At 68.8% G+C, this 25807-nt stretch carries 24 protein-coding genes and 1 tRNA gene; 7 read left to right on the forward strand and 18 right to left on the reverse strand.

Translation table 11 applies throughout. The features are described from left to right. Positions 1–62 precede the first annotated feature (62 nt). The 13 genes from der to TMZ1T_RS16420 all read right to left on the reverse strand — a co-directional run bounded on the left by der (position 63) and on the right by TMZ1T_RS16420 (position 13273). Entirely contained in the window at positions 63–1391 is a 1329-nt protein-coding gene (gene der, locus TMZ1T_RS16360) for a ribosome biogenesis GTPase Der (RefSeq protein WP_012585934.1), read from the reverse strand. A 13-nt stretch (positions 1392–1404) separates the two neighbouring features. Then, positions 1405–2547, reverse strand: a complete 1143-nt coding sequence (gene bamB / locus TMZ1T_RS16365) for an outer membrane protein assembly factor BamB (protein ID WP_012585935.1) — start codon at positions 2545–2547, stop codon at positions 1405–1407. A 3-nt stretch (positions 2548–2550) separates the two neighbouring features. After that, entirely contained in the window at positions 2551–3195 is a 645-nt protein-coding gene (locus TMZ1T_RS16370; RefSeq protein WP_012585936.1) for a tetratricopeptide repeat protein, read from the reverse strand. Between the two features lie 2 nt (positions 3196–3197). After that, positions 3198–4493, reverse strand: coding sequence for a histidine--tRNA ligase (gene hisS / locus TMZ1T_RS16375; RefSeq protein ID WP_004327075.1), 1296 nt, complete (start codon positions 4491–4493; stop codon positions 3198–3200). A 57-nt stretch (positions 4494–4550) separates the two neighbouring features. Then, positions 4551–5810 carry a flavodoxin-dependent (E)-4-hydroxy-3-methylbut-2-enyl-diphosphate synthase gene (gene ispG, locus TMZ1T_RS16380; RefSeq protein WP_004327074.1) on the reverse strand — a complete coding sequence of 420 codons (1260 nt, stop codon included), beginning with the start codon at positions 5808–5810 and terminating at the stop codon, positions 4551–4553. Positions 5811–5820: 10 nt separating this feature from the next. Beyond that, a complete protein-coding gene (locus TMZ1T_RS16385; protein WP_012585937.1) occupies positions 5821–6789 on the reverse strand; it encodes a RodZ domain-containing protein in 969 nt (322 codons plus the stop codon). A gap of 5 nt (positions 6790–6794) precedes the next feature. Continuing rightward, on the reverse strand, positions 6795–7595 hold the full coding sequence (gene pilW, locus TMZ1T_RS16390; RefSeq protein ID WP_004321726.1) for a type IV pilus biogenesis/stability protein PilW: 801 nt from the start codon (positions 7593–7595) through the stop codon (positions 6795–6797). After that, positions 7592–8740: a 23S rRNA (adenine(2503)-C(2))-methyltransferase RlmN gene (gene rlmN / locus TMZ1T_RS16395; RefSeq protein ID WP_004321723.1), complete on the reverse strand. Its 1149-nt coding sequence runs from the start codon at positions 8738–8740 to the stop codon at positions 7592–7594. The genes pilW and rlmN overlap by 4 nt, the downstream gene beginning before the upstream one ends. Positions 8741–8872: 132 nt before the next feature. After that, a complete protein-coding gene (ndk, locus tag TMZ1T_RS16400) occupies positions 8873–9298 on the reverse strand; it encodes a nucleoside-diphosphate kinase (protein ID WP_004321721.1) in 426 nt (141 codons plus the stop codon). A 97-nt stretch (positions 9299–9395) separates the two neighbouring features. Continuing rightward, positions 9396–10046 carry a DedA family protein gene (locus tag TMZ1T_RS16405; protein WP_004321718.1) on the reverse strand — a complete coding sequence of 217 codons (651 nt, stop codon included), beginning with the start codon at positions 10044–10046 and terminating at the stop codon, positions 9396–9398. Between the two features lie 164 nt (positions 10047–10210). Further along, a complete protein-coding gene (locus TMZ1T_RS16410) occupies positions 10211–11494 on the reverse strand; it encodes a TRAP transporter large permease (protein WP_004321715.1) in 1284 nt (427 codons plus the stop codon). Next, a complete protein-coding gene (locus TMZ1T_RS16415) occupies positions 11491–12195 on the reverse strand; it encodes a TRAP transporter small permease (RefSeq protein WP_004321712.1) in 705 nt (234 codons plus the stop codon). Before TMZ1T_RS16415 ends, TMZ1T_RS16410 begins: the two co-directional genes overlap by 4 nt. A gap of 73 nt (positions 12196–12268) precedes the next feature. Next, on the reverse strand, positions 12269–13273 hold the full coding sequence (locus TMZ1T_RS16420; protein WP_004321711.1) for a TRAP transporter substrate-binding protein: 1005 nt from the start codon (positions 13271–13273) through the stop codon (positions 12269–12271). Positions 13274–13419: 146 nt separating this feature from the next. On the opposite strand from TMZ1T_RS16420, the gene TMZ1T_RS16425 reads away from it, so the two are divergent. Continuing rightward, the gene (locus tag TMZ1T_RS16425; RefSeq protein ID WP_004321709.1) at positions 13420–15462 is read left to right on the forward strand and encodes an ATP-binding protein; all 2043 of its coding nucleotides are present in this window, start codon (positions 13420–13422) and stop codon (positions 15460–15462) included. Further along, positions 15459–16064 (forward strand): response regulator transcription factor, encoded by a 606-nt coding sequence (locus TMZ1T_RS16430; protein WP_004321707.1) that lies wholly within the window; start codon positions 15459–15461, stop codon positions 16062–16064. The genes TMZ1T_RS16425 and TMZ1T_RS16430 overlap by 4 nt, the downstream gene beginning before the upstream one ends. A gap of 23 nt (positions 16065–16087) precedes the next feature. Here the strand turns inward: TMZ1T_RS16430 and tilS are convergent, their stop codons facing one another. From tilS to TMZ1T_RS16450, 4 genes are all read right to left on the reverse strand, one after another. After that, positions 16088–17443 (reverse strand): tRNA lysidine(34) synthetase TilS, encoded by a 1356-nt coding sequence (gene tilS, locus TMZ1T_RS16435; RefSeq protein WP_012585938.1) that lies wholly within the window; start codon positions 17441–17443, stop codon positions 16088–16090. A 64-nt stretch (positions 17444–17507) separates the two neighbouring features. Then, positions 17508–18473 (reverse strand): acetyl-CoA carboxylase carboxyltransferase subunit alpha, encoded by a 966-nt coding sequence (locus TMZ1T_RS16440; protein WP_004306310.1) that lies wholly within the window; start codon positions 18471–18473, stop codon positions 17508–17510. 168 nt (positions 18474–18641) lie between these two features. Then, positions 18642–19307 (reverse strand): Bax inhibitor-1/YccA family protein, encoded by a 666-nt coding sequence (locus TMZ1T_RS16445; protein ID WP_004306308.1) that lies wholly within the window; start codon positions 19305–19307, stop codon positions 18642–18644. Positions 19308–19400: 93 nt separating this feature from the next. Then, complete coding sequence (locus tag TMZ1T_RS16450; protein ID WP_004306307.1) at positions 19401–19733, reverse strand: HPF/RaiA family ribosome-associated protein; 333 nt, start codon at positions 19731–19733, stop codon at positions 19401–19403. A gap of 150 nt (positions 19734–19883) precedes the next feature. On the opposite strand from TMZ1T_RS16450, the gene nhaR reads away from it, so the two are divergent. Beyond that, positions 19884–20780 carry a transcriptional activator NhaR gene (gene nhaR, locus TMZ1T_RS16455; RefSeq protein ID WP_004306305.1) on the forward strand — a complete coding sequence of 299 codons (897 nt, stop codon included), beginning with the start codon at positions 19884–19886 and terminating at the stop codon, positions 20778–20780. Between the two features lie 225 nt (positions 20781–21005). Here the strand turns inward: nhaR and TMZ1T_RS16460 are convergent. Further along, positions 21006–21090: transfer RNA gene (locus tag TMZ1T_RS16460), tRNA-Leu, on the reverse strand. Between the two features lie 92 nt (positions 21091–21182). On the opposite strand from TMZ1T_RS16460, the gene queA reads away from it, so the two are divergent. From queA to secD, 4 genes are all read left to right on the forward strand, one after another. After that, entirely contained in the window at positions 21183–22259 is a 1077-nt protein-coding gene (queA, locus tag TMZ1T_RS16465) for a tRNA preQ1(34) S-adenosylmethionine ribosyltransferase-isomerase QueA (RefSeq protein ID WP_004306303.1), read from the forward strand. Then, on the forward strand, positions 22249–23361 hold the full coding sequence (gene tgt, locus TMZ1T_RS16470) for a tRNA guanosine(34) transglycosylase Tgt (protein WP_004306301.1): 1113 nt from the start codon (positions 22249–22251) through the stop codon (positions 23359–23361). Before queA ends, tgt begins: the two co-directional genes overlap by 11 nt. A 91-nt stretch (positions 23362–23452) precedes the next feature. Next, the gene (yajC, locus tag TMZ1T_RS16475) at positions 23453–23779 is read left to right on the forward strand and encodes a preprotein translocase subunit YajC (RefSeq protein ID WP_004306300.1); all 327 of its coding nucleotides are present in this window, start codon (positions 23453–23455) and stop codon (positions 23777–23779) included. A gap of 160 nt (positions 23780–23939) precedes the next feature. Beyond that, entirely contained in the window at positions 23940–25805 is a 1866-nt protein-coding gene (secD, locus tag TMZ1T_RS16480) for a protein translocase subunit SecD (protein WP_012585939.1), read from the forward strand. Positions 25806–25807: the final 2 nt, after the last annotated feature.

The following is a 25807-nucleotide window of genomic DNA, read 5'->3' on the forward strand; positions in this document are numbered from 1 at the left end:
CTGCCGCATGGCAGTATGCAACGAAATCCAGGCGTGGAAACGGGTTCTTTCGCGAAAAATGCTCAGGTCCGCGTCGCGTAAGGATTGTGCGTGGTGCGGAACTGGATGCGCAAGGGCGTGCCCTTGAGGTCGAAGGCATCCATGAAACAGCGCTCCAGGTAGCGCACATACGACTGCGGGATGTCGTCCAGCGCGTTGCCGTGGATGACGATCACCGGAGGGTTCATGCCGCCCTGGTGGGCGTAGCGCATCTTCGGGCGCGCCAGCCCGTGGCGCGGTGGCGCCTGGCGCGCGACCGCCTGCTGCAGCGCACGCGTCAGCCGCGGCGTGGCCAGGTTGGCGGTGGCCGCGGCATAGGCGGCATCCACCGACTTCAGCAGCCCTGCGATGCCCTCGGCCTTGAGCGCGGAGATCTGGTGGAAGCGCGCGAACGAGAGGAAGGCCAGCTTGCGCGCGATGTCGGCCTTGAGACGATCGCGGCGGTAGTCGTCGACCGCATCCCACTTGTTGATCGCCACCACCAGCGCGCGCCCGGCCTCGAGCGCGAAGCCGGCGATGTGGGCGTCCTGGTCGGAGATGTCCTGCGCGGCATCGAGCACCAGCACGACCACGTTGCACTCCTGCACGGCCTGCAGGGTCTTGATGACGGAGAACTTCTCCACCGCCTCGAAGACCTTGCCGCGGCGGCGCAGGCCGGCGGTGTCGATCAGGGTGTAGCGCTTGCCACCGCGCTCGAAGGGGATCGAGATGGCGTCGCGGGTGGTACCCGGCATGTCGAAGGCGATGACGCGCTCTTCGCCGAGCAGGGTGTTCACCAAGGTGGATTTGCCGACGTTGGGACGGCCGACGATGGCGACCTTGGGGCCCTCGTCGTCGGAGTGCTCCTTCTCGTCGTCGGCCGGGAAGGGCGCGAGCACGAGCTCGACCAACTGCTTGACGCCGTCGCCGTGCGCCGCCGAGACCGGCAGCGGATCGCCGAGGCCGAGCGCATGGAAGTCGGCGGCGACCATCGCGCGGTCGATACCCTCGGCCTTGTTGACGACCACATGCACCGGCCGCCCGGCGCGGCGCAGGCGCGCGGCGATGTTCTCGTCGTGCGGGGTGCGCCCGGCGCGGCCGTCGACCAGGAACAGCAGCACGTCGGCCTCGGCGATGGCCTGCTCGGCCTGGCGCGCCATCTCGTGCATGATGCCGTCCTTGGCCACGGGGTCGAAGCCGGCGGTATCGACGACCAGATAGTCGCGGTCGCCGACGCGGCCGATGCCGTAGTGGCGGTCGCGGGTGAGGCCGGGCTGGTCGGCGACGAGCGCGTCGCGGGTGCGCGTCAGGCGGTTGAACAGGGTCGACTTGCCGACATTGGGCCGGCCGACCAGAACGATGGTGGGTTTCACTGGCTACCGTACCTCAGCGTACTTCGTACGCGGTGATGTCGCCGCCGGCGCCCTGCACCACGAAACCGCGGCGCAGCGGGACCGGATCGGCCACGATCGGATCACTGCCGGCGCGCTCGCGCGCGGCGAAGGCGCCGGTCTCGCGCGAGAGCGCATGCACATAGCCCTCGAGGTCGCCGACGATCACGTAGTCGCCGACGATCAGGGGACGGGAGACGTGGCGGCGCGCGAGCGCGTCCTGCTTCCACACGCTGGCGCCGCTGGCGGCGTCGAGCGCATGGACCGCATCGCGGTCGTCGGTGATGAGCGCGAAGCGCGCGTCGCGGTCCATGCCGACGCTGCTGGAGAACTCGCGCGACCAGATCGCGTTGCCGTTCGAGGTGTCGAAGCAGGCGGCGCGGCCCTGATAGGCGACCGCGCAGACCTCGCGGCGCCCGACCACCGGCATGCCGGCCACGTCGGCGACGCGTTCGAGTTCGGTCGCTCCGCGCGGCACGGCGACGTTGAGCTCGGTGATCGCGCCGCCATTGGCAGCGTTGATCACGGCGAGCTTGCCGCCAGGGAAGCCGGCGAGCACGACCGGGCCTTCGAGGACCACGCCGGCGAAGCTGCGCAGCGCGAGCGGCGGGTTGTTGCGCTGGTACACCCAGCGCCGGCTGCCGTCGCGCGCGCTGAGCGCGATCAGGCGGTTGTCGGAGGCGCGCACGATCACCAGCTCGAGGCTGACCGCGGGCGGCGCCAGCACCTCGGCGCCGATCGGCGCGCGCCAGCGCTCGCTGCCGTTGTCGGTGTCGAGGGCGATCACCGTGCCGTCGGTGGCGACCACCACCGCGAGGCGGCCATCGGTGCCGACCCCGGAGGAGAGTTCGCCGCCGGTATCGATCCGCCACACCGTGCGGCCGTCCTCGAAGCGCGCGACCTCGCCCTCGTTGCCGGCGGCGTATACGCTGTCGCTCCACACCGCGGGCTGGAAGCGGTAGTGTTCGGCCTCGCCGATGTTCGCCTGCCATTTGGCCACGAGCTGCGCGCCGGGCTTGAAGTCGACCAGCGGCGCGGGCTTGGGTGCGGAGCTGGCGAAGGGGTTGAGCGAGGAGCAGCCCGCGGCGAGCAGCGCGGCGACGAGCAGCGGGACGAGACGCAGCGAGGGGGTTTTCATCGCTCAGGCTCCGAGGGATTCGAGTTTGACGCGGACGACTTCGCGCAACGTGACCGCATCGTCACCGACGGCGGCGAGCGCGTCGATCGCGGCCTGGTAGGCGGCGCGCGCCTCCGCGACCTTGCCTTGGGCGGCGAGCACGTCGCCGCGCAGGTCGTCGAAGCGCGCCTTGTAGGCGGCCGAGGGCGCGGACTGCAGGCGGGCGAGCGCGGCGTCGAGTTCGCCCGCCTGCAGCAGCACCGCCGCCAGACGCAGGCGTGCGAGCTCGCGCAGCGCGGGGTCGCTGCCCTTGTCGGCCGCCCACTCGAGCTGCGCGCGCGCGTTGGCGAGGTCGCCGGACTCGAACTGCATCGCCGCCGACAGCAGCGCGCCGAGTTGGGCGCCTACACTGCCGCCGTGCTCGCTCACCAGGCGACCGGCCGCCTCGCGGGCCTTCTGCGGCTCGTTCTTCTCCACCGCCTGCTGCACCGCGTAGTACAGCGCACCGGCCTCGCCGGCATTGCGGCTCTGGTACCAGTTCCAGGCCTGCCAGCCCACCGAGGCGAGCGCCGCCACCACCGCGAGGGTGACGACGAAGTTGCCGTACTGCGCCCACCACGCCTTGAGTTCGGAAATCTGTTCCTGCTCTTCGAGATCGTAGACCGCCATCATCAAACCTCTTCGTCTTCTTCTTCGGGGAACATCAGGGCGGCCATCGCCTCGACCAGGTCGTCGATCGCCACGCGCTGCTGGGCGCCCGCGACGCGCAGGGGCTTGAGGCCGACCTCCCCCGCCGCGGCCTCGTCCTCTCCGATCACGATCGCCACCGGCGCCTCGCTGGCGTCGGCCTTCTTCATCTGCGACTTGAAGCTTCCGCCACCGCAATGCATCAGCACCGCGAAGCCGTGCTCGCGCAAGGTCTCGGCGGCGCGGAAACCGAGGCGCTGCGCGGCCTCGCCCACGCTCACCACATACACGTCGGGCACCGGACGCTCGGCCTCGCCACCGCAGGCCTGCCACAGCAGCAGCAGGCGCTCGATGCCGATCGCGAAGCCCGCGGCCGGCTGCGGCTTGCCGCCGAGCTGCTCGAACAGGCCGTCGTAGCGCCCGCCGGCGCAGATCGTGCCCTGCGCGCCCAGGCGCGTGGTGACCCACTCGAACACCGTGCGGTTGTAGTAGTCCAGGCCGCGCACCAGGCGGTGGTTGATGCGATACGGGATGCCGGCGTCCTTGAGGAAGACCTGCACCGCCTCGAAGTGCGCCTTCGATTCGTCGCCGAGATAGTCGGCGAGCCTGGGCGCGGCTTCGACGATCGCCTGCAGTTCGGGATTCTTGGTGTCGAGGATGCGCAGCGGGTTGGTGTACAGGCGGCGCTTGCCGTCCTCGTCGAGCTTGTCCTGATGCTGCTCGAGGTGGGCGATCAGCGCGGCGCGGTGCTGCGCGCGCTCCTCGGGCGAGCCGAGCGAGTTGATCTCGAGCGCGACATCCTCCAGGCCGAGGTCCTCCCACAGCCGCGCGCACATCAGGATCAGCTCGGCGTCGGTATCGGCTCCGGCGAAGCCGAGTGCCTCCACGCCGATCTGGTGGAACTGGCGGTAGCGGCCCTTCTGCGGACGCTCGTGGCGGAACATCGGGCCGTAGTAGTACAACCGCTGCGGGCCGCCCGCGGGGATCAGGTTGTGCTGGATCGCGGCGCGCACGCAGGAGGCCGTGCCTTCGGGGCGCAGCGTGAGGTGCTCGCCGTTGAGCGCGTCCTCGAAGGAGTACATCTCCTTCTCGACGATGTCGGTGACCTCGCCGATGGCGCGCTTGAACAGCGGCGTCGGCTCGACCAGCGGCATGCGGATCGGGCGGTAACCGTAGCTCTGCAGCCAGTCGCGCACGATGTCTTCGAAGTATTCCCAGGTTTCGGCGTCGGCCGGCAGGATGTCGTTCATCCCGCGCACGGCCTGCAAGGTCTGGCTCATGTGGTTCTTTTCGGTTGTGCCGCGCTCGCGCGCGGCGGTCGTTGTTCGTTGCGGCGCTCAGGCGCCCTTCTTCACGTAGCGGGTGGCGACGTAATCGTCGACGAGCGCCTTGAACTCTGCAGCGATGTTGTCGCCGCGCAGGGTGACGACCTTCTCGCCGTCGACAAACACCGGCGCCGCCGGGGTTTCGCCGGTGCCCGGCAGCGAGATGCCGATGTTGGCGTGCTTGCTCTCGCCCGGGCCGTTGACCACGCAGCCCATCACTGCCAGCGTCATGTTCTCGACGCCGTCGTACTGTTCGCGCCACACCGGCATCTGCGCGCGCACGTAGTCCTGGATACCGGAGGCGAGCTCCTGGAAGAAGGTGCTGGTGGTGCGGCCGCAGCCCGGGCAGGCAGTCACCATGGGGGTGAAGGCGCGCAGGCCCATGGTCTGCAGGATCTCCTGCGCGACCACGACCTCCTGGGTGCGGCTGCCGCCCGGCTCGGGGGTGAGCGAGATGCGGATGGTGTCGCCGATGCCTTCCTGCAGCAGCACGGCGAGCGCGGCGGTGGAGCCGACGATGCCCTTGCTGCCCATGCCGGCCTCGGTGAGGCCCAGATGCAGCGCGTAGTCGCTGCGCCGGGCGAGATCGCGGTACACCGCGATCAGGTCCTGCACGCTGGAAACCTTGGCCGACAGGATGATGCGCTCGCGGCCGAGGCCGTATTCCTCGGCCTTGGCCGCGGATTCGAGCGCCGAGACGACGAGCGCCTCGCGCATCACCGCGCCGGCGTCGCGCGGCTCGGCACGCTTGGCGTTGGCGTCCATGATGCGGGCAAGGACCGACTGGTCGAGGCTGCCCCAGTTCACGCCGATGCGCACCGGCTTGTCGTAGCGGCAGGCAAGCTCGACGATCGCGGCGAACTGCGGGTCGCGCTTGCGGCCGGCGCCGACGTTGCCCGGGTTGATGCGCAGCTTGGCGAGCGCCTCGGCGCACGCCGGGAAGTCGGTGAGCAGCTTGTGGCCGTTGTAGTGGAAGTCGCCGACCAGCGGCACGTCCATGTTGAGCGCGAGCAGGCGGTCGCGGATCTTCGGCACCGCCGCCGCCGCGGCCTCGTTGTTGACCGTGATGCGCACGATCTCGGAGCCGGCGCGGGCGAGCTCGGCGACCTGCATCGCGGTGGCGAGCACGTCGGCCGTGTCGGTATTGGTCATCGACTGCACGACGACCGGGGCTTCGCCGCCGATCCTCACCTTGCCGACGCGCACCTGATGGGTGCGATGACGGGCGAGCGGGCGGGCTTCGATCGGCTGGAGTTCGTGTCGGGGATTCATGGCGTTCGGATCAGGGAAGCGTCAGGCGGGCGACGGAGCCGCGGGTGTGGGCTGCGAGATCGACCGCCTTGCCGTCCTGCTCGAGCACGACGTTGGCGGAGTTGCCCACCACCAGGCGGAAGGGCGGCGTGCCCTGGACCACCCGACTGCTGCCGGCACGGTTGGTGCCGGAGTGCAGGATGGTGCCGCTGGCGTCGCGCACCTCGATCCAGGAGTCGCCGCCGAAGCGGAAGCTGAGGCGGTTGCCGCCGGCACCTTCCTCGGCGACGGGGGTGGCCGCCTGGGCCGGCGACTGCACCACGGGAGACACGATGGCCGAGGCTGAGGCCGGGGGCGTTGCGCTCGCCGGCGCGGCGAGCGGGGTCACCGGGACGCCTGCACCCACCGCAGCGGGAATCGCCACCGGGCTGGCGTGCGGCGCCGCGGGCGCGCTCGCCTCCAGCGGAGCGGGCGTGGCCACCGGCTCGCTCGTGGCCGGCGCGGCGCCGCCACCCTCGGTGGGCGCGGGCATGAAGGCGGGCGCAGGCTCGGTCTGCAGTTCGAGCCCGGGCAGGGGCTCGGTGCGGAACCAGTCGAAGTACCAGCCCACGCCGAGCAAGACCAGCAACAAGGCCACGACGACCCCAGCCGGGAAGCTGCCGCGACGCCCGCCGCCACCGGCGGGCAGGTCGCCATCGGCATTGCGGATCGGCGACAGGTCGGGCTGCCCGGCGCCGGCCAGGTGCTCGATGCCATCGAGCAGCGGCGTCGCGTCGAGTCCGAGGTAACGCGCGTAGTTGCGCGCGAAACCACGCACGAAGGCCATGCCCGGGAGCGCGGCGAAGTCGTCGTTTTCCAGCGCCTCGATCTGGCGCGGGCTCAGCTTGATGGCGAAAGCGGCCTCGTGCACCGACTCGCCACGCGCCTCGCGCGCCCGGCGCAGGCGGGCGCCGGGCGAGGCGGCGGACTCGGCGCCAAGTGCAAGGTGGTCGGACTGCATGCTGCTCACTCGAACTTCCCTTGATTCATCGATTTGAACTCCTCCGATTCGGCGAAGCGGCTGCGCAACTGGGCAGCATAGCTCGCCTCGGCGTCGGCGTTGCCGAGGCGGCGCTCGGTGCGCAGGCCCAACCAGGCCGAAGCCGCGCTCGGTCCGTGCGCCTGGTGCAGCCGGATCAGCTCGCTGCGCGCCTGCTCGTAGCGACCGCCGCGATAGGCGATGTCCGCGAGCAGGTAGAGTGCCTGCGCGTTCTCCGGGTCGGCCTGCACCGCGCGCTGGAATTGCGCCTCGGCTGCAGCCTCCTCGCCGAGGCGCAGATGGCACAGGCCCGCGTTGGTGAGCGGGCGCGTCTGGTGGCGGTAATACGGGTTGCGCGCCGCGAGCGCGAGGTACTCGAGGCCTGCGCGCTCCTGGCCCTGAGAGCACAGGAACCAGCCGTAGCTGTTGTTGAAGTCGGGGTCACCCGGTGCCTCGCGCAGCGCACGCTCGAAGTTCTCGCGCGCGGCGGCGTGCTCCTCGACGGACATGTAGGCCAGCCCGAGCAGGTGGTAGGCCGGGGCGTAGGACGGGCTGTCGGCGAGCGCGATCTTCGCCTCGTCGAGCGCGACGTCGTAGCGCCCCACCTCGAAGTAGGCCATGCCGAGCTCCACATGCACGCGTGCGCGCGCATCGGCCGGCGTCGCCGGGTTGGTGTCGGACATCGGCCGGCTGATCGAGGACGACCCGGCGGGTACGCCGGGCGCACCCGCGCAGCCGCCGAGCACGAGCGCCACCGCCAGCACGACCGGTGCCAGTGTCGATTTCATCGCATGTTCTCCCTCGCCTGGTGCAGGCGCACGGTACGCCGCGTCCTGTCCTGGACCTGGCCGGCGAGCTGGCCGCACGCAGCGTCGACATCGTCGCCACGCGTCTTGCGCGTGGTGGTCACGATACCGGCGTCGATCAGGATACCGGCAAAACGCCGGATACGCTCCGCGGGCGAGCGCTGGAAGCCGGAGTCCGGGAAGGGGTTGAACGGGATCAGGTTGAACTTGCACGGCGTGTCGCGCACCAGCGCGACGAGTTCGCGAGCGTGCGCGTCGCTGTCGTTGACGCCTTCGAGCATCACGTACTCGAAGGTGACGAAGTCGCGCGGCGCGCGCTCGAGGTAGCGCTGGCAGGCGGCCATGAGCTCGCGCAGCGGGTACTTCTGATTGATCGGCACGAGGCGGTCGCGCAGCGCGTCGTTGGACGCATGCAGCGACACCGCCAGCGCCACCGGACATTCGTCGCGCAGGCGGTCCATCGCCGGCACGATGCCCGAGGTCGACACCGTGACCCGGCGGCGCGACAGGCCGTAGGCGTGGTCGTCCAGCATGAGGCGCAGCGCGGTGACGACGTTGTCGAAGTTGGCGAGCGGCTCGCCCATGCCCATCATCACCACGTTGCTGATGATGCGGCCGTTGTCCTTCTCGCCGGCCTCGAGGTCCGTGGCGTGCTCCTCGGCGTCGGCCCGCGCCGCGCCGAGCAGCTTGTTGGCCAGCCAGAGCTGGCCGATGATTTCCGCGGCCGACAGGTTGCGGTTGAAGCCCTGCTTGCCGGTGGAGCAGAACGCGCAGTCGAGCGCGCAGCCCGCCTGCGAGGACACGCACAGCGTGCCGCGGCTGGTCTCGGGAATGAACACGGTCTCGACCGCGTTGGCGTTGCCCACGTCGAGCAGCCACTTGCGCGTGCCGTCGGCCGAGATCGAGTCGCGCACCGGCACCGGCGGGCGGATCACGGCGAGGTCCTTCAGCTTCGCGCGCAGGGACTTGGCGACGTCGGTCATGGCGTCGAAGTCGTCGCAGCCCTCGTGATGCATCCAGCGCATCACCTGGCGGGCGCGGAACGGCTTCTCGCCCAGCCCGGCGAACCAGGCGACGAGGCCGTCTACGTCGAAATCGAGCAGATTGACCGGATTGGGAGTGCTCATGCCTGAAACTTCACCTCTCGGGAGCGGAGGCCCGCGATGACGGGCCGACCGTAATGCAAACGGCCCGCTCACGCCGCGCGCGGTGCGGGAGGCACCGCGAAGCGTGCGCGACGGGCCGCTGGTACGGACCGCTCAGCGCGAGTAAACGTTCATGCCCGGGAAGAAGAAAGCCACTTCCACGGCAGCGGTCTCGGGGGCGTCGGAGCCGTGCACGGCGTTGGCGTCGATCGACTCGGCGAAGTCGGCGCGGATGGTGCCCTTGTCGGCCTTCTTCGGGTCAGTGGCGCCCATCAGCTCGCGGTTCTTGGCGATGGCGTTCTCGCCTTCCAGGCACTGGATCATCACCGGGCCGGAGGTCATGAAGGAGACCAGATCCTTGAAGAAGGGGCGCTCCTTGTGCACGGCGTAGAACTGGCCGGCTTCCTGCTCGGACAGGTGCACCATCCTGGCGGCGATGATCTTGAGGCCGGCGGCTTCGAAGCGGGCGTAGATCTGGCCGATCACGTTCTTGGCGACGGCGTCGGGCTTGATGATGGAGAGGGTGCGTTCGATTGCCATGGAAAGACTCCGGGACGGTGTGTGGAAAAAAGCGCGAAATTTTAGCAGGTTTCCGCCCCTTTCCGGGCGACGCGAAGCAAGCGCCACGACCTTCCGGTCATCCTGCGCCCACCGAGGCTGCACGATGACGCAGCCACCCGACGAAAAGCGGCAGCAGCGACAGCAGGATGATGCCGAAGATCACCAGGGTGAGATTGTTCTTGATCAGCGGCAGGTTGCCAAACCAGTAACCCGCCATGACAAGAGGTCCGACCCAGAGCGCAGCGCCGAGCACATTGAAGGAGAGGAAACGCGGGTAGCGCATCGCCGCCATGCCCGCGACGAAGGGCGCGAAGGTGCGGATGATCGGCATGAAGCGGGCGATGATGATGGTCTTGCCGCCATGACGCTCATAGAACTCGCGTGTGCGCTCGAGCGCCCGGCGGTTGAAGAGGCGGCTGTCGGGCCATTGCAGCATCCGCCCACCGAAACGGTTGCCGATCGTGTAGTTCAGCGAGTCGCCGGCCACGGCTGCGACGAACAGCACGGTGATCAGGACACCCGGGTCCATGCCGCCACCGGCGGCCAGCGCGCCGGCCACGAAAAGCAGCGAATCGCCGGGCAGGAAGGGGGTGACGACCAGACCGGTCTCGCAGAAGACGATCAGGAAGAGGATCGCGTAGATCCAGTTGCCGTAGTTCGCGAGCAGTTCGGCGAGGTGACGATCGACGTGCAGCACGAGATCGACGGTGAAGGCGAGGTATTCCATGAAGGACCCGACGGGCAAGGACGCGCGATTCTAGCGCAGCGCAGCATCCGGAGCCGGGAATGAAACACCTCGATGCAGCATCCGCGCACGGCCCGAGCACCGGATCGTCCTCGAAAAGCCGGACCCGGCACACGGCCGGGTCCGGGATCGAGCTCGCTACGCCCTCACATCATGCCGAGCGTGCGCGGCAGCCACAGCGACATGGCGGGCCAGTAGGTGACCAGCACCAGGAACACCAGCATCGACAGCAGCCACGGCCAGACCGCCACCGTGAGCTCGGTGATGCCCATCTTGGTGATGCCACTGGCGACATACAGGTTCAGGCCCACCGGCGGGTGGCACATGCCCACTTCCATGTTCACCACCATGATGATGCCGAAGTGCACCGGATCGATGCCCAGCTTGATGGCGATCGGGAACAGGATCGGCGCCAGGATCAGCACGATCGATGACGGCTCCATGAAGTTGCCCGCGATCAGCATCAGGATGTTGGCCATGATCAGGAAGCCGATCATCCCCACGCCGGTTCCGATCATGAAGTCGGCCATTTCCTGCGGGATGTTCTCGTGCGTGAGCAGGAAGGAGAACAAGACCGCGTTGGTGATGATGTACAGCAGCATCGCGCTCATGTTGGCGGAGTTCAGCAGCACCTTGGGCACGTCCTTCATGCCCAGATCCTTGTACACGAACACCGCGACGAAGAACGCATACACCGCACTCATCGCCGCCGCCTCGGTGGGCGTGAAGATGCCGGTGTAGATGCCGCCCATGACCACCACGATCAGGAACAACCCCCAGGCCGAATCCTTGAACGCCTTCGCACGCTGTGCCCAGGTCGCCTTCGGAAGGCGCGGGTAGCCGAACTTGCGCGCACGGTTCCAGGTCGTGAAGCCGAGGAAGGCCGCAAGCAGGATGCCGGGCACGACGCCCGCCATGAACAGGGCGCCGACCGAGGTGTTGGTCGACACCGAGTACATGACCATCACGATCGAGGGCGGAATCAGGATCCCGAGCGCACCCGAGGTGGTGATCACGCCGGCACCGAACTTGTTCGGAAAGCCCTGCTTGACCATCGCCGGCAGCAGGATCGCGCCGATCGCAACCACCGTCGCCGGGCTCGACCCCGACACCGCGGCGAACAGGGCGCAGGCGACTACGCCGCCCAGCCCCAGGCCGCCGTGCCAGTGACCGACCATCGAGGTGGCGAAATTGATCATCCGCCTCGCGACGCCGCCATGGGTCAGGAAGTTGCCTGCGAGGATGAAGAACGGGATCGCCATGATCTCGAACTTCTCGATGCCGGTGAACAGCTTGAGTGCCACCGACTCGATCGGCACCTCGGTCATCGTGAAGAGGAAGGTCAGCACGGTGAGGCCGAGCGAAATGGAGATCGGCATGCCGGTGAGCATCAACACCAGCAGCAGGATGAAGATGATTGCGGCGCTCATTTCTTGCCTCCTTGCTGCTTGTCACGACCCTCGCCGATCTGCTTGTGCTTGAGGTCGCGCGGGTGCAGGTTGTCGCCCATGTCGTAGGGATTGACATCGACCGGCACGTGCTCCTCCTCGATGCCGTCGACATGGCCGTGATCGTGATGCGGCAGCTCGCCGGTGCGGATGAAGGCGACCATCACCTGCAGGAAGCGGAAGCACATCAGGTAGGAACCGAACGGGATCGCCGCATAGACCATCCAGGTCGGCCACTCGAGATCGGGCGTGGTGGGGCCTTCGAAGAGATCGCCGGTATCCATGCCGAGCCAGGACAGGATCTGGTAGTGGGCCCCGTTCTCGAGCACGAAGGTGGCCCCGAGCGTGCCGACGATGCCGGTGAAGAGGGCGCCGGCGGCGAGCCCGATGACGACGAACCGGGCACGATTGGGCGCGGACAGGCGGTTGATCAGCACGTCGACCCCGACGTGGATGCCGGTGCGAACGCCGTACGCCGCGCCGAACTTCGCCATCCACACGAACATGATGATGGTCAGCTCCTGCGCCCATCCGAGGTTGAGCCCGAGCAGCCAGTCCTGCAGCCCGGGGATCTCCAGGCCCGAGCCATAGCGGTGAACGACCGAGACGAAGATGATCAGCGTCGCGGCCCCCATGAGGAAGGTGATGAGCCATTCCTCCAGATGATCCAGAATCTTCAGCATTGCGACCTCCTCAAACAAAACGCCCGCGAGCGCGGATGCAGCCAGCGGGCGTGCGACAGATCAATCAGGGAAATCAGAGCTTGGCCGGATCGAACCCGGTTTCCTTGTAGATCGACTGGATCAGCTCTGCGCCGATGCGCGACTCCATCTTCTTGTGCACCGGGACGAGCGCCTTCTTGAACGCGGCTTTCTCTTCGGCGGTCGGCGCATAGACCTCGGTCTTGCCGGAGGCACGCACCGCCGCGAGCGACTTGTCGTTCTCTTCCTTGGCGATCTGGTTGGCGTAGACGGTCGATTCCTTCATCGCCTTGTCGAGCTGCGTGCGCACCTCGGCCGGCAGGCCGTCCCAGAACTTCTTGTTGGTGATGACCGCATAGCCCAGGTAGCCATGGTCGGTCAGGGTCATGTGCTTCTGCACCTCGTGCATCTTCTGGGTGTAGAGGTTGGAGTGCGGGTTCTCGGTCCCATCGACGACGCCGGTCTGCAGCGCTTGGTAGACCTCGGAGAAGGCCATCACCTGCGGCAGCGACTTGATCTCGCGCATCTGCTCTTCCAGCACCTTGGACGACTGGATGCGCATCTTCTTGCCCTTGAGGTCTTCCGGCTTCCTGATCGGGCTATTGGCCGAGAACGACTTGAAACCGTTGTCCCAGAAGGCTAGGCCCTTGATGCCCTTGGGCTCGAGCTTGGCGAGCAGCTGCTGGCCGACCGCACCTTGGGTGACCTTGTTCAGCGCCTCGTAGCCGTCGAAGATGTAGGGCAGATCGAAGACCTCGAACTCCTTGACACCGAGCGGACCGAACTTGGCCAGAGACGGCGCCAGCAGGTGCACGGCACCGAGTTGCAGCGCCTCCATCTCCTCCTTGTCCTTGTAGAGGGTACTGTTCGCGTACACCTCGACCTTGACCGCGCCGCCGGTGTATTTCTCGGCGAGCTCCTTGAATTTTTCGGCAGCCTTGCCCTTGGGCGTGTCCTGCGCCACCACGTGGCTGAACTTGATCACGATGGGGTCTGCGGCGACCGCTGCAGCAGACAGACCCACGGCAACCAGACCGACCAGAAGCGAACGGATCTTCATGAAAGCATCTCCTCCGAGAGAACTGCATCTAGGTAGTTTTCGCCGCCCGGACAGCTCCTTACCGGGCGCATGCACGGCGATAAGTTTCGCTGTGTCGGGGATCAGTATCGTTTCGCCCTGTGAGGGCTGCTATTGTGGATCTCCGCATGCGTGACAACCGCAAGCCGCCGGATCCCGACCCGCAGCCTTTTCCGATGAGCCTCTCCGACCCTCTCCCGCCCCCGGCGCGCCGGCGCTGGCTGCAGCAGCTGCCCTACCTCAGCCTGGCGCTCTTCCTCGCCGCGATCGCCGCGCTGGTGTGGCTCACCCGCGAGTACGACGACGAGGCCCAGCGCGCGACGCTGATCAGCGACGTGCTGTGGATGGAGCAGAACCTGCGCTTCAACCTGGACCGCAACGAGAACCACCTGCAGGAGATCGGCCCCGAGCTGCTCGCCACACCCACGCTGTCGGCGCAGACCGAGGCTCGGCTCGCCAGCCTGCTGACATCCGAGCGCGGCCTCGCGCGCATCCTGTGGCTGTCGCCGGAAGGCGAAGTGCGCGGCGCGATGCCGCCGCTGGCTCCCGCCCAGGCGGTGCACGACGCCTCCGCGGATGCTGCCGCGGTGCCGGTCGACGAATCCAGCGTGCGGCTGGCACGCGCCATCGGCCGCCCGGTGTATGGCCCCGCGCATCCGGCGCCCGGTGGCACCCACCACTTCGAGGTGCACGTGCCGGTGTGGTCGGACGAGGCGCAGGTCGGCATGGTGGTCGGCGTGTATGCGCTCTCGGACGTGGTGATGCGCGAGCTGCCGTGGTGGTTCTCCGAGCGCTACCACGTCGCCGTGCTCGACAGCGACGGACGCACGATCGCCGCCAAGTCGAAAGTCGCGCCGGTGTCGCCGCGGCTGTCCTATTCGATGCCCTTCGATCCGCCCGGACACGGCCTCACGCTGCAGATCTCCGCCTACCGCTCCGACCCGCGCTGGATCCCGGTGCTGCTCGGCGCCTCGATCGTGCTGCTGGCCGGCATCATCGTGTGGAGCGTGATGCAACTGCGCCGCCAGCTCGCACGCCGTCAGCAGGCCGAGGTGGCGCTGCGCGCCGAGTCGGTCTTCCGCAAGGCGATGGAGGACTCGATGCTGACCGGCATGCGTGCGCGCGACCTCGAAGGCCGCCTCACCTACGTCAACTCCGCCTTTTGCCGCATGACCGGCTTCAGCGCGGACGAGCTGCTCGGTCGCAAGCCGCCGATGCCCTACTGGGACCCGGAAAGGCTGGAGCAGACCTTCGAGCTGCACCGCCAGATCATGACCAGCGGCAGCGCCAGCGAAGGCACCGAGGTGCGCCTGCGGCGCAAGAACGGCGAAACCCTCGACGTCCTCGTCTTCGAGGCGCCGCTGATCGACGCTTCCGGCCGCCACGCCGGCTGGATGGGTTCGGTGCTCGACATCACCGAACAGAAGCGCGCGCGCGAACAGGCCCGCCAGCAGGAGGAGCGCCTGCAGCAGAGCTCGCGCCTGATCACCATGGGCGAGATGGCGTCCACGCTCGCGCACGAGCTCAACCAGCCGCTCGCGGCGATCGCAAGCTACACCACGGGCTGCATCAACCGCCTGCAGGACGAGGCGCCGCTCGACCGCAGCGAGCTGCTCGACGTGCACCAGCGCATCGCCCGTCAGGCCCAGCGCGCCGGCGAGATCATCCGCCGGGTGCACGATTTCGTGCGCCGATCCGAACCCAAGCGCGAGGCGCTCGACCTCGCCGCGGTGATCCGCGACGCCATCGGCCTGATCGAGGCCGACGCGCGCAAGCGCGGCATGCGGATCCGCAGCGAGCTCGCCGACGGCCTGCCGCAGGTGCCGGCGGACGCGGTGATGATCGAGCAGATCGTCGTCAACCTGGTGCGCAACGCGATGGACTCGATGCGCGACACCCCGCCAGCCGAGCGCGTCGTCGCCGTGCACACCGCGCGCGAGGGCCGCTTCGTCACCGTCACCGTCGCCGACCGCGGCGCAGGCATTCCCGCCGAAACCGCCGCGCGGCTATTCGAGCCCTTCTTCACCACCAAGCAGGAGGGCATGGGCATGGGACTCAACATCTGCCGCTCGATCGCCGAGCTGCACCGCGGCCGCCTGGCCTTCGAATCGCGGCCGGGCGGCGGTACCATCTTCACCCTTTCCCTCCCGGTGGACGCCGAGTTCGAATGAATCCCGCCTGCACGCACATCATCGACGACGACGAAGCCATCCGCGACGCCCTCGAATGGCTGTTCAAGACGCGCGGCGTACCCTGCCGGAGCTGGGCCTCGGCCGAGGCCTTCCTCGCCGACTGGCGCGGCGACTGGCGCGGCTGCATCGTGCTCGACATCCGCATGCAGGGCATGAGCGGGCTGGAGTGCTTCGACGAGCTGCTCGCGCGCGGCTGCCAGCTGCCGGTGATCTTCATCACCGGCCACGGCGACGTGCCGATGGCGGTGGCGGCGCTCAAAAAGGGCGCCTTCCACTTCATCGAGAAGCCCTTCAACGACCACGATCTCGTCGACCTTGTCGAGAAGGCGCTCGCCACCGACGACGAGCGCCTGCGCGCCGCCGCCAGCCGCGAGACCATCGAGGCACGCCTGGCCACGCTCACCCAGCGCGAGCGCGAGGTCATGGAGCTGATCCTCGAAGGCAAGTACAACAAGGTGATCGCCGACGACCTGTCGATCTCGATGCGCACCGTGGAGGCGCACCGCTCGCGCATCTTCGAGAAGATGGAGGTGCGCTCGGCGGTCGAGCTGGCACAGCTGCTGACCACGCTGCGCACCTGAGCGCGGGCGCCACCGTTCAGCGCTCAGGGTGGCGGCGCGGGGGTGACGCCGCCCGGTCGCCACTCCGGCACGAGCCCCGCTGCCCCCGGCGCGCAGGCGAACTCCGCCGCCACGCCGATGCCGCCCACCCACGCGGGCTCGCCGTCCACCCACAGCACCGGCAGGCGGTCGCGCAGCCACGCGGGAATCGCGGCCTCCTGGCAGAGCTTGCGCAGCTCGCGCCGCGGCCGCGCGGGGTGCAGTCGCATGCGCAGACCCTCGCGCCGGGGCCCGAGCAGGACCTCGCCGGCATCTTCGAGGCAGCCCCTGCCCAGTCCAGCGCCGATCGACGCCACGAGGCGTACTTCATCCCCGCCCCAGTGCATCGCCGCCTCGCCCTGCCAGTGCAGCGCCTGCGGAGCGGGCGGCTGCGCCGGCTCCAGCCACACACGATCGCGGTAGGCGCAGCACACCCAGGCGCCGAGCGGCAGACGCAGGGGGTGGGCGGGTTCGCACGCGCGCAGCTGGCGCAGGGCTTCGCCGAGCGGCGCCGCGCCGGGCAAGGGCGCACCGGACCCGAGCAGCAGCCAGCGCAGCAGGTTGGCCTGGCGCGCCGGCGTCAGGGCGAGCAAGTCCGCGCGGCATAGCACGGGCGCGCCGCAAGCCGCGGCATCGATCGCGGCGAGTTCGCCGAGCAGCGCGTCGGCCTCGGCGAAATGAGCGGCTGCGCGCGCCAGGTTCGGCACCGCCGCCGGGAAGAGGCCTTCGGCCACCGGCAGCAGACGATGGCGGAGGGCGTTGCGGGTGAAGCGCAGCTCGGCGTTGCTCTCGTCCTCCACCCAACCGAGTCCGTGCGCGCCCGCCCACTCGAGCAGCTGCGCACGGCGCAGCCCGAGCAGCGGGCGCAGCCGCCCCGCCCGCCCTGCCCCGCCCGGCTCCACCGCGCGCATCGCCGCCGCCCCGTGCACGCCCGTGCCGCGCAGCAGGCGGAACAGCAGGGTCTCGGCCTGGTCGTCCTGGTGATGGCCGAAGGCGAGCCAATCGCAGTCCACTTGGGCGAGCGCGGCGTGGCGCGCGGCGCGCGCGGCGGCCTCGAGGCCGTCGGCGTGGGCGCGCTCGACTTCGACGCGGAAGACTTGCAGGGGAACACCCGCGGCCAAGCAGCGCTCGGCGCAGGCGCGCGCCCAGGCGGCGGCATTCGGGCTGAGGCCGTGGTCGACGTGGGCGGCGCGCAGGCTGAAGCCGAAGCGCGGCTGCAGGCGGCGCAGGAGCTCGAACAGCACCACCGAATCGACCCCGCCGGAGAGCGCGCAGCACACGCGACTGCCGGCGCCGACACCGGCAGCCGCGAGGACCGCGGCGGCGGATTCGGGCAGCACGTCGGCGGGCGGGGTCCTCATCGATGGAGTCGCGAGCGCAGGCGCGGCAGCGCGCGCCCGACCGGGCTCGAGCGGCGAGAAGGCCTCAGGCCGCCTTCTCCTTGTAGCGGCCGTAGCTCATCAGCTTCTGGTAGCGCTGCTCGACCAGCTCGGAGGGCGACAGCGCCTCGAGCTCGCGCAGCGCGTCGGCGAGCGCGCGCTTGAGCGTGGCGGCCATCGCACGGTGGTCGCGGTGGGCGCCACCGATCGGCTCGTCGACCACCTTGTCGACCAGCTCGAGCGACTTCAGGCGCGCCGCGGTGATGCCCATGGTCTCGGCCGCGTCGGCGGCCTTCTCCGCGCTCTTCCACAGGATCGAGGCGCAACCTTCGGGCGAGATCACCGAGTAGGTCGAGTATTGCAGCATCAGCACGCGGTCGGCGACCGCGATCGCGAGCGCGCCGCCCGAGCCGCCTTCGCCGATGATGGTGCTGATGATCGGGGTCTTGAGCTCGGACATCAGGTAGATGCTGTGCCCGATCGCCTCGGACTGGCCGCGCTCCTCGGCGCCGATGCCGGGATAGGCCCCCGGCGTGTCGACGAAGGTGAACACCGGCAGCGCGAACTTCTCGGCCAGCTTCATCAGGCGCATCGCCTTGCGGTAGCCCTCGGGGCGCGGCATGCCGAAGTTGCGCGCGATCTTTTCCTTGGTGTCGCGACCCTTCTGATGACCGATCACCACGCAGGCCTGGCCGTTGAAGCGCGCCAGCCCGCCTACGATGGCCTTGTCGTCGGCGTAGTTGCGGTCACCGTGCAGCTCGTGGAAGTCGGTGAACATCAGGCTGGCGTAGTCCAGCGTGTAGGGGCGCTGCGGGTGGCGCGCGACCTGGGCGATCTGCCAGGGGCTGAGCTTGGCGTAGAGGTCCTTGGTCAGCGACTGGCTCTTGGCCTCGAGCCGCTTGATCTCGTCGGAGATGTCGACCGCCGGATCGTCCTGGACGAAGCGCAGCTGGTCGATCTTTTCCTCGAGTTCGGAGATCGCCGTTTCGAAATCAAGAAAGGTGGTCTTCATCCCGGGCTGTCCCAGTCAAAAATGTGCGCCATTGTAACGCCAGCCGCCCGGCCGCGCGCGGCGCGCGTGCTGCAGCGCAAAACCCGTGCTCGCGCGCAAAAGAATGGGGCGGCGCCTCGCGGCCACCGCCCCATTCCGGAAGGCGCCCGCCGTGGCGGGCGCTCCGGGTCAGTCGTTGTTGGCGAACCCCAGCAGGTGCAGCAGGCTGGTGAAGAGGTTGAAGATCGACACGAACAGCGACACCGTGGCCATGATGTAGTTGGTCTCGCCGCCGTGGATGATGTTGCTGGTCTCGTACAGGATGAGGCCCGACATCAGCATCACGAAGGCCGCCGAGACGGTCAGCGACAGCGCCGGGATCTCGAAGAAGATCGCGCCCAGGCCGGCAAGGAAGGCCACCAGGATGCCGACCATCAGGAAGCCGCCCATGAAGGAGAAGTCCTTCTTGGTGGTCACCGCGTAGGCCGACAGGCCAAGGAAGATCGCCGCGGTGCCGGCCATCGCCTGCATCACGATCGAGCCGCCATTGGGCAGGGCGAGGTAGGACGAGATGATCGGGCCGAGGGTGAAGCCCATGAAGCCGGTCAGCGCGAACACGAACACGATGCCCAGGCTGCTGTCGCGGAACTTGGTGGTGGCGAAGAGCAGGCCGAAGTAGCCGGCCAGCGTGATCAGGATGCCCAGGCGCGGCGCGCCCATCGCCATCGACAGGCCGGCGGTCAGCGCCGAGAAGGCCAGCGTGAGCGACAGCAGCATGTAGGTGTTGCGGATGACCTTGTTGGTCTGCAGGACCGAGGCTTCGGCCCGGCCCAGGGTACTGATGCGGTTTTCCATGGTGGAGGTCCTCCAGTGGGATCGTCGATTTGTTTTGGAACCGGCGCCGAACGGGCGGACGACCGGGGGTTTGCTGCAGGAACTACGAGAAAATCATGCCGGGATCGCGGCCATCGCCGGCCCGCGCTGGTGGCGGCGCACGCGCTGGGCGAGCACGCGGGCGACCCGGTCGGCGGCCTCGTCCACCGCCGCGCGCACGTCGAGCTGAGTGATGGCGAAAACCACATCGGGGAGGTTGCGCAGGCGCAGCTGAACCACGCAACGCTTGTCGGCGCCGCCCTCCGCACCATTCACATCGGCGACCTTCACGCGCGCCCACTGGATGTGGTCGCGGAAGCGGCCAATCGAAGCACGCATCCGCTGCGCCACGTAGTCGCGCAGGCCGGGGGCGGTCTCCACACCGTCGCAATGCAGATCGATACGCATGTCCAGTCTCCTTCGTTTTCGTTGCACGGATCCATCGGGCCCTGTGCTCCGGTGGATACTACCGCTCAGACTGTTCGATAGAATCTCGGTTCAGCAGAATTTGAATCCGATTTTTCCGAAGTATCGAAGTGCGCACGCCGGAGGCGCCCCATGCTGAACTACAAGCAGCTCCATCATTTCTGGACGGTGGCCCGCGCGGGTGGGATCGTGCGCGCGGCGGAACGTTCCGGCCTGGCGCCGCAGACCCTGTCCGGCCAGATCGCCACCCTGGAGACCGATCTCGGCGTAAACCTGTTCAAGCGCCAGGGCCGCGGCCTGGTGCTGACCGAGACCGGGCGCATGGTGCTGGACTACGCCGAGGAGATCTTCCGCCTCGGCAACGAGCTCGAGGAAGCGCTGCAGAGCCGCGCGACGGGGCGCGCGGTGCCTTTCCGGGTGGGCATCGCCGACGTGGTGCCGAAGGCGATCGCGTGGTTGCTGCTGGCACCCTCGATGGATCTCCCCGAGCCGATGCGCATCGTCTGCCGGGAGGGCAAGTTCGACGCCCTGCTCGGCGAACTCGCGATCCACAAGCTCGACGTGGTGCTCGCCGACAGCCCGCTGCCGCCCGCCATGGACGTGCGCGGTTTCAGCCACGCGCTCGGCGAATCGACCATCGGCTTCTACGCCGCGCCCGCGCTCGCCGCCCGCCTTGCCGGCGACTTCCCCGCCCGCCTCGACGGCGCACCGCTGCTGCTGCCCGGGGTGGAGGCGAGCGTGCGCGGGCCGCTGCTGCGCTGGATCGAGGCCGCCGGGCTGCGCCCGCGCATCGTCGGCGAATTCGACGACAGCGCGCTGATGCGCGCCTTCGCCGAGGCCGGCGCGGGCATCTTCCCGAGCGCTTCGCTGGTCGGCGAGCAGCTCTGCCGCCAGGGCGGGCTGGTGCATCTGGGGGACGCGAAGGGCGTCACCGAAACCTACTACGCGATCTCGGTGGAGCGCAGACTGACCCACCCCGCGGTGCGCGCGATCAGCGAGGGCGCGCACGCGAAGCAGAACTTCGCCTGATTTGATTTTCGCCCCGGGGCGCTACAGAATCGCGGGCCGGGAACGGACGGCGACCGGCAACGCTGGCAAGCGCGCTCCCTCAGCAAGAAGGCAGGCAGCCGGAACGCAGGAAGAGGAAAAGCGAGCGGAGGGCTCCGGCGCGAACGACTACTCGACGGGCGGGGTCGAACGCCGCGTTCATCGAAGAGCCACCGGCGGTCGATGCCGACCGGCGGAGCCGAAAACTGGTGCCGAGAGTGGGACTCGAACCCACACACCTTGCGGCGGCGGATTTTGAATCCGCTGCGTCTACCGATTCCGCCATCCCGGCACGAGACGCGCATTATCCCCGAACACGAGGCGGGGCGGCAAGCGAGCCGTCAGCCGCTCCGGACCAGAACAATCTCCACCGAACACGACACGATGTCCCTCACCCTCGCCGACTTCGACTACACCCTGCCTCCCGAGCTGATCGCCCAGGCACCGCTGGCCGAGCGCAGCGCCAGCCGCCTGCTCGTGCTGGAGCCGCAGGAGGGCGCCGCGCCGCGGCTCACCGACGCGGTGTTTTCCGCCCTTGCGGAGCGCGTGAATCCCGGCGATCTGCTGGTGTTCAACGACACCCGCGTCATCCATGCCCGTCTGCACGGCGTCAAGGACAGCGGCGGCCAGGTCGAGGTGCTGATCGAGCGGCCGGTCGGCCCGCACGAGGCGCTCGCCCAGGTGCGGGCGAGCAAGTCGCCGAAGACCGGCAGCCGGCTGCGCCTGGCGGACGCGTTCGAGGTCGAGGTGCTCGGCCGCGTGGGCGAGTTCTTCCACCTGCGCTTTCCGCCCGACGAAGACCTCCTCGCGCTGCTCGAGCGCCACGGCAAGCTGCCGCTGCCGCCCTACATCCAGCGCGCCGCAGGCGAGGCCGACGAGTCCCGTTACCAGACGGTCTATGCACGCGCGCCCGGCTCGGTCGCCGCGCCCACCGCCGGCCTGCACTTCGACGACGCGCTGCTCGCGCGCATCGCCGCGCGCGGCGCCAAGTGCGCCTGGCTCACCCTGCACGTGGGCGCCGGCACCTTCCAGCCGGTGCGCGTCGACGATCTCGGCGAGCACCGCATGCACCGCGAGCGCTACGTGATCCCGCAGGAGACGGTGGACGCCATCGCCGCCACCCGCGCCGCCGGCGGGCGCGTGATCGCGGTCGGCACCACCAGCATGCGCGCGCTCGAGGCCGCGGCGCAGGAGGGCGCGCTCGAAGCCGGCAGCGGCGAGACCGAGATCTTCATCCTGCCCGGCTTCCGCTTCCAGGTGGTGGATGCGCTGGTCACCAACTTCCACTTGCCCAGATCCACCCTGATGATGCTGGTGTCGGCCTTCGCTGGCATGGACAGCATCCGCCGCGCCTATGCGCATGCGGTCGAGCAGCGCTACCGCTTCTTCAGCTACGGCGACGCGATGTTCATCACCCGCCGCAACGAATCCGAGAACGACAAGAACGACGATGCAGTTTGAACTCCTCACCACCGACGGCGGCGCCCGCCGCGGACGCCTCACCCTCGCCCACGGCGTGGTCGAGACCCCGGTCTTCATGCCGGTCGGCACCTATGGCACGGTCAAGGCGATGACGCCGGCCATGCTCTCCGACATCGGCGCGCAGATCTGCCTGGGCAACACCTTCCACCTGTGGCTGCGCCCGGGGCTGGACATCATCTCCGCGCACCAGGGCCTGCATCGCTTCATGGCCTGGGACAAGCCCATCCTCACCGACTCGGGTGGCTTCCAGGTCTTCAGCCTGGGCGCGCTGCGCAAGATCAGCGAGGAAGGCGTGAAGTTCGCCAGCCCGATCGACGGCGCGAAACTCTTCCTGACGCCCGAGATCTCGATGCAGATCCAGAGCGTGCTGAACTCGGACATCGTGATGATCTTCGACGAATGCACGCCCTACCCCGCCACTCGCGACGAGGCGGCCAAGTCGATGCGCCTGTCGCAGCGCTGGGCGAAGCGCTCGCGCGACGAGTTCGATCGCCTCGAGAACAAGAACGCCCTCTTCGGCATCGTCCAGGGCGGCATGTACGAGGACCTGCGCGACGAATCACAGGCGGCGCTGGAAGACATCGGCTTCCACGGCTTCGCCATCGGCGGCCTGTCGGTGGGCGAACCCAAGGACGACATGGCGCGCATCCTCGCCCACACTGCGCCGCGCCTGCCGCAGGGCAAGCCGCGCTACCTGATGGGCGTGGGCACGCCCGAGGACATCGTCGCGGGCGTCGCCGCCGGCATCGACATGTTCGACTGCGTGATGCCCACCCGCAACGCCCGCAACGGCTGGCTGTTCACCCGCTACGGCGACATCAAGATCAAGAACGCGGTGCACAAGGCCGACACCCGCCCGCTCGACCCAAGCTGCGACTGCTACACCTGCCGCAACTTCAGCCGCGCCTACCTGCACCACCTGCACCGCACCGGCGAGATCCTCGGCAGCATGCTCAACACGGTGCACAACCTGCGCTACTACCAGACGCTTACAGCCGAGCTGCGCGCCGCGATCGCGGCCGGCGAGTTCGCGCCCTACGTACAGCGCTTCCGCGGCGAGCGCGCCACCGGCACGGGCTGAACCCTTCGCCGCGCGGGCCGTCTCACCCCTCCCGGGCCCCGTCCCGGCTGCTGCTATACTTCATCGTTTTTCTTCCAACCGGAGTTTCAACGTGCTGATTTCCAATGCCTACGCCCAGGCCGCTGGCGCCGCCGACCCCACCGGAGGCCTGATGGGCCTGCTGCCGCTGATCCTGATGTTCGTGGTGCTGTGGTTCCTGATGATCCGCCCGCAGATGAAGCGCGCGAAGGAACACAAGGCCATGGTCGAGGCGCTCGCCAAGGGTGACGAAGTCGTCACCGGCGGCGGCATCGCCGGCCGCGTCGTCGAAGTCGGCGACAGCTTCGTGCAGATCGAAGTCGCCCCCAACACCGTGGTCGCCGCGCAGAAACAGGCCGTCGCCACCGTGCTGCCCAAGGGCACGCTGAAGGCGATCTGACCCTCCCGGCGCGGTGGCGGGCGGCTCGACCGCGCCGCCGCCGCGGGCCCATGGCCGGCCCCTGCAATCCGTCGCCGCCCCCACGGGTGCGGCCAGGCGCCCGGCAGGCGCAGCCCGACGCCTCCCGTCGGGCCCCGCTCCACCCAAATTCCCGCCGACGATGAACCGCTATCCCCTCTGGAAGAACCTCCTGATCGGCCTCGTGCTGCTCTGGGGCCTGATCTACACCCTGCCCAACTTCTACGGCGAGGTGCCGGCGGTGCAGGTGTCCAGCGCCAAGGCCACGCTCAAGCTCGACACCGCGGCCACCACCGACCGCATCGCCGGTGCGCTCAAGGCGGCCGGCATCGAGAACACCGGCATCTTCTCCGACGCCACCAGCGTGCGTGCCCGCTTCAAGGACACCGAGACCCAGCTGCGCGCCAAGGACGTCATCGAGCAGACCTTCAACCCCGACGCCGCCGACCCGTCCTACGTGGTCGCGCTCAACCTGCTGTCGGCCTCGCCGAGCTGGCTCACCTCGATCCAGGCGCTGCCGATGTATCTCGGCCTCGACCTGCGCGGCGGGGTGCACTTCCTGCTCGAGGTCGACATGCCGGGTGCGCTGGTCAAGCGCCTCGATTCGACCACCGGCGACCTGCGCACCCTGATGCGCGACAAGAGCGTGCGCCACGCCGGCATCACCCGCGAAGGCAACACCGTGGTGATCCGCTTCCGCGACGCCGCCCAGCGCGAGGCGGGCCGGCGCGCGATCTTCGACAGCACCACCGACCTGCAGCTCGTCGAGCGCGACGATGCCGCCGACGACCTCAAGCTGGTCGCCACGCTGACGCCGCAGGCGCAGCAGACCATGCGCGACTTCGCGATCAAGCAGAACATCACCACGCTGCACAACCGCATCAACGAGCTCGGCGTCGCCGAGCCGGTGATCCAGCAGCAGGGTGCCGAGCGCATCGTGGTGCAGCTGCCCGGCGTGCAGGACGTGGCCAAGGCCAAGGACATCCTCGGCCGCACCGCCACGCTGGAAGTGCGCATGGTGGACGACACCCCGGGCGCGATCGAGCAGGCGCTCGCCGGCAGCGTGCCCTTCGGCACGGAGCTCTACAACGAGCGTGGCGGCTCGCCGCTGCTGGTCAAGAAGCAGGTCGTGCTCACCGGAGACCGCCTCACCGACGCCCAGCCCGGCTTCGACGGCCAGACCAACGAACCCGCGGTACACCTCACGCTCGATGCCGCCGGCGCGCGCATCTTCCGCGACGTCACGCGCGAGAGCGTCGGCAAGCGCATGGCCATCCTGCTGTTCGAGAAGGGCAAGGGCGAGGTCGTGACCGCGCCGGTGATCCGCAGCGAGATCGGCGGCGGGCGCGTGCAGATCTCCGGTCGCATGAGCACCGTCGAGGCCAACGACGTCGCGCTGCTGCTGCGCGCCGGCTCGCTGGCGGCGCCGATGGAGATCATCGAGGAGCGCACCGTCGGCCCAAGCCTCGGCGCGGAGAACATCCAGAAGGGCTTCAACTCGACGTTGTGGGGCTTCCTCGCGATCGTCGTGTTCATGTGCGGTTACTACATGCTGGTGGGCCTGGTGTCCTCGATCGCGCTCGCCGCCAACCTGCTGCTGCTGGTGGCGCTGCTGTCGCTGCTGCAGGCCACGCTGACCCTGCCCGGCATCGCCGCGATGGCGCTGACCCTGGGCATGGCGATCGACTCCAACGTGCTGATCAACGAGCGCATCCGCGAGGAACTGCGCAACGGCGCCAGCCCGCAGGCGGCCATCGCGGCCGGTTACGACCGCGCCTGGGACACCATCCTCGACTCCAACATCACCACGCTGATCGCGGGCATCGCGCTGCTGGTGTTCGGCTCCGGTCCGGTGCGCGGCTTCGCGGTGGTGCACTGCCTGGGCATCCTGACCTCGATGTTCAGCGCGATCCTGGTGTCGCGGATGCTGATCAATTTCATCTACGGCCGTCGCCGCAAGGTCGAAAGCCTGTCGATCGGCCAGGTGTGGAAGCCGGATACGAAATAAGC

Source organism: Thauera aminoaromatica (genome assembly GCF_000021765.1).
GTDB lineage: Bacteria > Pseudomonadota > Gammaproteobacteria > Burkholderiales > Rhodocyclaceae > Thauera > Thauera aminoaromatica.

Excerpts from the sequence above, each read along its gene's own strand:
- bamB (WP_012585935.1), bottom strand. The coding sequence starts at position 2,547 with ATGAAAACCCCCTCGCTGCGTCTCGTCCCGCTGCTCGTCGCCGCGCTG.
- TMZ1T_RS16370 (WP_012585936.1), bottom strand. The coding sequence starts at position 3,195 with ATGGCGGTCTACGATCTCGAAGAGCAGGAACAGATTTCCGAACTCAAG.
- hisS (WP_004327075.1), bottom strand. The coding sequence starts at position 4,493 with ATGAGCCAGACCTTGCAGGCCGTGCGCGGGATGAACGACATCCTGCCG.
- ispG (WP_004327074.1), bottom strand. The coding sequence starts at position 5,810 with ATGAATCCCCGACACGAACTCCAGCCGATCGAAGCCCGCCCGCTCGCC.
- TMZ1T_RS16385 (WP_012585937.1), bottom strand. The coding sequence starts at position 6,789 with ATGCAGTCCGACCACCTTGCACTTGGCGCCGAGTCCGCCGCCTCGCCC.
- pilW (WP_004321726.1), bottom strand. The coding sequence starts at position 7,595 with ATGAAATCGACACTGGCACCGGTCGTGCTGGCGGTGGCGCTCGTGCTC.
- rlmN (WP_004321723.1), bottom strand. The coding sequence starts at position 8,740 with ATGAGCACTCCCAATCCGGTCAATCTGCTCGATTTCGACGTAGACGGC.
- ndk (WP_004321721.1), bottom strand. The coding sequence starts at position 9,298 with ATGGCAATCGAACGCACCCTCTCCATCATCAAGCCCGACGCCGTCGCC.
- TMZ1T_RS16405 (WP_004321718.1), bottom strand. The coding sequence starts at position 10,046 with ATGGAATACCTCGCCTTCACCGTCGATCTCGTGCTGCACGTCGATCGT.
- TMZ1T_RS16410 (WP_004321715.1), bottom strand. The coding sequence starts at position 11,494 with ATGAGCGCCGCAATCATCTTCATCCTGCTGCTGGTGTTGATGCTCACC.
- TMZ1T_RS16415 (WP_004321712.1), bottom strand. The coding sequence starts at position 12,195 with ATGCTGAAGATTCTGGATCATCTGGAGGAATGGCTCATCACCTTCCTC.
- TMZ1T_RS16420 (WP_004321711.1), bottom strand. The coding sequence starts at position 13,273 with ATGAAGATCCGTTCGCTTCTGGTCGGTCTGGTTGCCGTGGGTCTGTCT.
- TMZ1T_RS16425 (WP_004321709.1), top strand. The coding sequence starts at position 13,420 with ATGCGTGACAACCGCAAGCCGCCGGATCCCGACCCGCAGCCTTTTCCG.
- TMZ1T_RS16430 (WP_004321707.1), top strand. The coding sequence starts at position 15,459 with ATGAATCCCGCCTGCACGCACATCATCGACGACGACGAAGCCATCCGC.
- tilS (WP_012585938.1), bottom strand. The coding sequence starts at position 17,443 with ATGAGGACCCCGCCCGCCGACGTGCTGCCCGAATCCGCCGCCGCGGTC.
- TMZ1T_RS16440 (WP_004306310.1), bottom strand. The coding sequence starts at position 18,473 with ATGAAGACCACCTTTCTTGATTTCGAAACGGCGATCTCCGAACTCGAG.
- TMZ1T_RS16445 (WP_004306308.1), bottom strand. The coding sequence starts at position 19,307 with ATGGAAAACCGCATCAGTACCCTGGGCCGGGCCGAAGCCTCGGTCCTG.
- TMZ1T_RS16450 (WP_004306307.1), bottom strand. The coding sequence starts at position 19,733 with ATGCGTATCGATCTGCATTGCGACGGTGTGGAGACCGCCCCCGGCCTG.
- nhaR (WP_004306305.1), top strand. The coding sequence starts at position 19,884 with ATGCTGAACTACAAGCAGCTCCATCATTTCTGGACGGTGGCCCGCGCG.
- queA (WP_004306303.1), top strand. The coding sequence starts at position 21,183 with ATGTCCCTCACCCTCGCCGACTTCGACTACACCCTGCCTCCCGAGCTG.
- tgt (WP_004306301.1), top strand. The coding sequence starts at position 22,249 with ATGCAGTTTGAACTCCTCACCACCGACGGCGGCGCCCGCCGCGGACGC.
- secD (WP_012585939.1), top strand. The coding sequence starts at position 23,940 with ATGAACCGCTATCCCCTCTGGAAGAACCTCCTGATCGGCCTCGTGCTG.